The following is a 4,947-nucleotide window of genomic DNA, read 5'->3' as shown; positions in this document are numbered from 1 at the left end:
GATATCTGGTAACTGGGTTTTAATCCCCAATCGTCCCACCGGGATTATCCATTTCCTGGGTGGGGCGTTTATTGCTACAGCACCCCACGTAACTTACCGATTGTTACTGGAAAAATTAGCAGCTCAACGGTATGCAGTGATTGCGACACCGTTTGTGAATACCCTCGACCATATTGCGATCGCACGAGATGTACTCAACCGCTTCGAGACTACTCTCAATCGCTTACAGGTAACCAATGCTTTACGGAAACGGTATCTACCCATCTATGGTATCGGCCACAGCATGGGGTGCAAACTACATTTGTTGATTGGCAGCCTCTTCAGTGTAGAACGAGCTGGTAATATCTTGATTTCCTATAACAACTATTCCGCTGACCGTGCCATTCCCTTTGTGGAACAGTTAAACCTCAATCCTATCTTCCAGCTCGAGTTTACTCCCTCACCCCAAGAAACTAACTCTCTGATTACTCAACGCTATCAAATCCAGCGTAATTTACTGATTAAATTCACTGATGACGAGATTGACCAAAGTGTTAGCTTGACCCAAGCCTTACAGAAACGTTTTCCAAATATGGTTGTCCTACAGCGGATACCAGGAAATCATTTAACACCTTTAGGGCAAGATGTCACCTTAAACCCAGGGGCAGTGTTTACCCCATTGGATGCCGTAGGTCAGTGGGTCAAGCAAGAAGTCTATCGCGATTTAAATCGCTTGCAACGGGAAATTTTGCGATGGTTGAATCCTCTAGCAGTGGCTTAAGGTTAGCAGGTTGAAGGTTCAAGGTTACCAGGTTGCTAGGTTGAAGGTTGAAGGTTTAATCTTGAAAGTGGACACTCAACATTCAACTGCCCTATTGACTGACTATAGCGGTTTATAGCCTAATGAGGTACACAGGATTTTTTCCCTGTTCCCTGTTCCCTGTTACCTGTTCCCTGTTCCCTAAAACTCCAAAATTTGTACCTCACCTAATTAAAAACCGCTATAATCACTAGAATAAGGTTTCCTTAGACTCTAGCACTGTGGTAGATTCCGACAACGAAACAGTTTTCTGTGAACTCGAACAGTCACTATCAACCATGGTTTCCTCCTCTAGCACTGTGGTAGATTCCGACAACGGAACAGTTTTCTGTGAACTCGAACAGTCACTATCAACCATGGTTTTCTGTGGTGCTGGCACGGTGGAAGCCTCAGATTCTAGCGCTACCGATGAATCAAGGCTACTAAACGAGAATGTTGGCAAGGTTTTGGTTAAAGGTTTCAGTGCTTCTAATACCTCTTCAGCCGACTGGTAGCGACTTCGGAAGCTATAGCGCACCATTTTGTTGACCACTGTAGCTAATTCAGGACTGACCTGTGCTTTATTGAGCCAAATTACTTCTCCAGTTATGGGATCTGTTGGTAATTTGCTAGGAGTTATGCCAGTAAGCGATCGCACAGCAATCATACCTGTGGCATAAATATCACTGTTAAATCTTGGACTACCCACAGCTTGTTCATTAGGCATATAACCTTTAGTACCAATGGCGACAGTGAAATTAGTCAGGTTTCGTCTTGAATGCAATTGATTAGTAATTTCTTTAACAGCGCCAAAGTCAATTAGCACCAGCTTCTGATCTGATTTGCGCCGAATTAGATTATCGGGTTTAATATCTCGGTGAATCACACTGTGACTGTGGACAAACTGCAATACCTTTAGAATATCTACCACTATGGCAATGACGTTGGCTTCAGGAATAGGTTTCGCTGGTAACTCATCGCTGAGAGGATGACCTTTAATAAACTCTTCAACTAGATAAAATTCTTGATTTTCATCAAAATAGGCTAACAGCTCAGGGATTTGGTGATGTTTGCCCAACTTTTCGAGAATTTCTGCTTCCGTTTGAAATAACCGTCGAGCCAGTTGCCAGTGTTGAGGATTATTGCTAGCAGGTTTGAGCTGTTTGACCACACAGTGCGGATTTCCCGGTCGCTGGGTGTCTTCAGCAATAAAGGTTTCGCCAAATCCTCCAGCACTAAGTCGTTTGATGATTTGATAGCGTCCACTTAACTTAGTAGCAAATAGTTCTTCTTCCCTTTCCTCCAGCAAATTGCGTAAATCATCTTGTCCAGAGATAATTTCTTGGACAATGGGGGCAGAAACGTAATGTTTGAGAGTTTGGCGTAGTTGCTGTTTATTCTTCAGGTCTTGCATTGCTCCCATAGCGCTACAGAAAACACCACTGAGAGTTATGTTAACTATAGGGACTGCTGTAGGCAAAATTAGCCCCTCATACACGAAAAATAGATAACTGATTTCTCCCCAAGTGATTACCCCGAGCACTGTCCAGCCTAGGCAAACTTGCCATCGCTTAATCCGACTTAATAAGTACCTGACGACATTAACCCCCAAGAAGATCAACACTCCTCTGTGGATAGGATTGGGAATTGCTTGAACAATGGTACGACCTTCGAGTAGTGTTGCGATCGCATTAGCATTGATTTCTACCCCAGCCATTCTATCGGACACAGGAGTCCGATGAAAATCTGGTAATGAGCTAGCAGTTGGTCCAATTAACACAATCTTGTCTTGGAAATACTTACCATCGTCTAGGCGAGTGTGCCAGCGATTATCATCTAAGACATACCAGAAGGGAATAGATCTAAATGCATCCGAACCGTAGAAGAAAATATTCTCTGGTTTGGGCTTCGTCTTCAGTCCTGATTCCTGAGCAGCTGCCAAGGTAGCCTCATTAAAGGAAGGTACTGTAAAAATCAGCTGATCAGATGTTTCTGCCAATTCTGGATTATTCTTAGCCCAAACTTTGGGAAACTGATTGGCTAGACGATAGATTCTGCCATCTGGCTCAATGGGATAATTAATCGAACCTACAGATAGCTGGGGTGTCTCAAACAAAGAATTTGGCTTAACTAGCTTGATAGCCTCACCTTCAACAGTTTCGTAAGTATCATATATAGCGGCCAGAGTAACCTTTTCGCCATAATTTTCTAGCACCTCTGTTAACTGTTGATCATCTGCCTCACCGTAACTACTGGGACTATCTAACACAATACTGACGGCAACAGACTTAGCTCCAGCAGCCATTACACGCTCAATCGCTTTAGCATAAGCAGCTCGTTTCCAGGGCCAGCTCTTGATAAGTTCTAAATCAGTTAGTGCTTGAGACTCATCATTATCATCATAGGATTGATTTAAATTCAGAGACTCCTCATCAATTGCCAAAATCACTATATTGTCTGGGCCAGTCACCGGACCCCTAAGTTTAAAAAACCAAGTTTGGGTTTGTTTTTCCATCCGTTGCACTCCCTCCCCATCCCGAGCTGTTGAAATTGCTCCGAATAGGGGAAAAAAAACAGCTAGTAGGAAACCTAATCTAGCTGGTTTTAACGGAGTGTTATCCTGTGATGATGTATCTTTCTTTGTAGAAATATCTGTATACTGATTTGGTGTATGGGAAGGAATAATCTTCCCGAACCACCCCCTAGGATTAATAAACATTGTGAGTATTTTACTCGTTTATTATCTATAGTATCGAAATCAATTTATTAGCTGCATAAAGATTATTAAAGCCTGTTTAAAAAATTGGTTAAGGAATACCCAAATAGGACTTACGTCAAACTGGAAACCAAACTCTATAAATAGTAGGGTGCCTTAATAAGGCACCCTATATAGCAAAGGGAACAGGGAACAGGGAACAGGGAACAGGGAGCAGGGAGCAGCGGTGCAGCGCGGTCTTGGGGAGGCAGTGCGGTCTTGGGGAGGCAGTGCGGTCTTGGGGAGGCAGCGCGGTCTTGGGGGTTTCCCCCATGAGCGACTGCCGTGGTTCCCCCCATGAGCAACTGCCGTGGTTTCCCCCATGACGGCCCCAATTCTGGGGGGAATAAGACGTTCAAAGTCCCCCAAAATTGGGGGATTTAGGGGGCTTTAACATGCACCAGATGATTGCGCATTCATTCCTTAATTCAGCAACGTCCCCATGACCGCGCTGCATCAAGACAAAGCTTGGGAAATCGGTAATTGGTAATCGGTAATTGGTAATCGATAATGACTAATGGCTAATGGCTAATTGCTAATACCAATTTTATCTCCCCATCTCCCCATCTCCCCATCTCCCCATCTCCCCACACTCCCTACTCCCTACTCCCTATTCCCTAAAACCATTAAGAACTACTATGAATAAAATTGGTATTACGTCATCCCAACCCGTTTGGTTCTTAGAGTCACATTAACCCCTTCAGTAGATTGTTCCAATACTAATAATGGCGTTGGTTTTGCCTTTTGATCCCAACGCATGCAAACAATACGTCCTTGAATTGTTGGTTGCCAGGTATCATTTTCTGCATCTGGACTAAGAAATGTTTCTATACAGTCAATAATTTGGCTAACGGTTGCCGAGGTGCGTTGAGTGGGTAATTTCATTAATTTAACTTGAATGCGGAAAAGCACTCCCACACTGCGTTTACCTCGAATTTCTGTCTCGTACTTAACATCAAATGTTTCATTAATTTGACGACCTGACGTACTAGCGACACCGATAACATTTCTAGAGTCTTGAGTAGGTCGTAATGCTATACTGATTAACTGTTTTATTCTAATTTTAATTTGATTGATAACTGCAAAGTGGAATACTTCTTCTTCCATTCGCATTCTGAGGTAATCCAGATTAAATTCCCGCGAGTGAACCAAATCAGGATTGGATTCCATTTTCCGGATAGTATTAAGCGCCAGCTTTAACTTTTTCCGAAGATCAGCAGTTTTATACTGCTCCAATTTCAGCTTTTTGTCCTTATCCTTGAATTGGAGCTTACCATACACCACTAATCCAATCACCACTAAAGCTAGTCCAATAGACACAAACATCCAATGATTCAAACTCCCCAGTTGCCCAGCAGAGACAGAAGTCTTGGGAATGGTAGATGGAGGTGAGGATGCAATTTTCACAGGTACA

At 43.2% G+C, this 4,947-nt stretch carries 4 protein-coding genes; 1 reads left to right on the top strand and 3 read right to left on the bottom strand.

The window, feature by feature from the left end; translation table 11 throughout:
• Position 1 precedes the first annotated feature (1 nt).
• On the top strand, positions 2-760 hold the full coding sequence (locus F6K57_RS36655) for a DUF1350 family protein (RefSeq protein WP_293073138.1): 759 nt from the start codon (positions 2-4) through the stop codon (positions 758-760).
• 229 nt (positions 761-989) lie between these two features.
• Here F6K57_RS36655 and F6K57_RS36650 read toward each other — a convergent pair whose 3' ends face one another.
• From F6K57_RS36650 to F6K57_RS36640, 3 genes are all read right to left on the bottom strand, one after another.
• Complete coding sequence (locus F6K57_RS36650) at positions 990-3,497, bottom strand: serine/threonine-protein kinase (protein WP_075897448.1); 2,508 nt, start codon at positions 3,495-3,497, stop codon at positions 990-992.
• Positions 3,498-3,650: 153 nt separating this feature from the next.
• Complete coding sequence (locus tag F6K57_RS36645; protein ID WP_293060228.1) at positions 3,651-3,857, bottom strand: hypothetical protein; 207 nt, start codon at positions 3,855-3,857, stop codon at positions 3,651-3,653.
• Between the two features lie 330 nt (positions 3,858-4,187).
• Positions 4,188-4,947: hypothetical protein (locus F6K57_RS36640; protein ID WP_364305622.1), on the bottom strand; the 760-nt coding region annotated here is incomplete at its 5' end.

Source organism: Moorena sp. SIO4A5 (assembly GCF_010672005.1).
In the GTDB taxonomy this organism is placed as follows: Bacteria; Cyanobacteriota; Cyanobacteriia; order Cyanobacteriales; family Coleofasciculaceae; genus Moorena.
Note: the sequence above shows the minus strand (reverse complement) of the source record. Positions and strands in the feature narration are given on the sequence as shown.

Excerpts from the sequence above, each read along its gene's own strand:
- F6K57_RS36650 (WP_075897448.1), bottom strand. The coding sequence starts at position 3,497 with ATGTTTATTAATCCTAGGGGGTGGTTCGGGAAGATTATTCCTTCCCAT.
- F6K57_RS36645 (WP_293060228.1), bottom strand. The coding sequence starts at position 3,857 with ATGGGGGAAACCACGGCAGTTGCTCATGGGGGGAACCACGGCAGTCGC.